Below are 993 nucleotides of genomic sequence, written 5' to 3' on the forward strand. Positions count from 1 at the left end.
ACGCTGGAAGAATCCGAGGATAGCACGGAGGTGCTCTAAGCATGATGTCACAACAACAGGAAACAGTCACGGAGGTATCGGACCCGATCCTGAGCATTCGGAACGCGTCGGTGACCTACGACGAGGGTAAATCGTACGTCCTGAACGACGTGAGCCTCGACATCCAGCGCAACGAAATCGTCGGCGTGGTCGGCGAAAGCGGGTCGGGCAAATCGATGTTCGCCGAAACGATCCTCGACGCCATTCCCGATCCCGGATTGCTTCAGGGCGAAGTGATTTACCGGCCGGAAGACGGCGAGGAGGTCAACGTCCTCGAACTCTCCCAAGAGGAACTGCGCTCGATGCGCTGGGAGCAGATTTCGATGGTGTTCCAGGGCGCGATGAGTTCGTTCAATCCGACAATGAAAATCGAGGACCACTTCTACGATACGTTGGACGCGCACGACGCCGACCGCGCCGAGGGAATGGACCGCGCGCGAGAATTGCTCGCCGATCTCTACCTCGATGCTGACCGCGTGCTGTCGTCGTATCCGCACGAACTGTCCGGTGGAATGCAACAGCGCGCGCTGATCGCGCTGTCGCTGGTGTTGGATCCGGACATCTTGGTGATGGACGAACCGACGGCGGCGCTGGACCTGCTGATGCAGCAGTCGATCCTGATCCTGCTCAAAGAACTCCAGGAGAAGTACGACCTGACGATGGTGTTCATCACCCACGACCTGCCGCTCGTCGCCGCGTTGGCCGACCGCCTCGCCGTGATGTACGCCTTCGATTTGGCGGAAGTCGGCCCTTCCGAAGAGATCGTGAACGACGCGGCGCACCCGTACACGCGGGCGCTGTTGAATTCGACGCCGAGTCTGAACGCACCGCTCGAAGAGATGCGGCCTATCGCGGGACAGAGTCCCGCGCCGATCAACGTGCCGAAGGGGTGTGCCTACCACCCGCGCTGTCCGCTCGCGACCGACGAGTGCGTGCAGACCGACCCGCCGTTCG

Annotated in this window: 1 protein-coding gene; it reads left to right on the forward strand. The window is 61.2% G+C overall.

Annotation, left to right across the window (positions count from 1 at the left end):
- Positions 1 to 44: 44 nt before the first annotated feature.
- A partial coding sequence (locus A4G99_RS09415) for an ABC transporter ATP-binding protein (protein WP_394337446.1) occupies positions 45 to 993 on the forward strand: 949 nt, incomplete at its 3' end.

It is taken from the genome of Haladaptatus sp. R4 (genome assembly GCF_001625445.1).
In the GTDB taxonomy this organism is placed as follows: Archaea; Halobacteriota; Halobacteria; order Halobacteriales; family Haladaptataceae; genus Haladaptatus.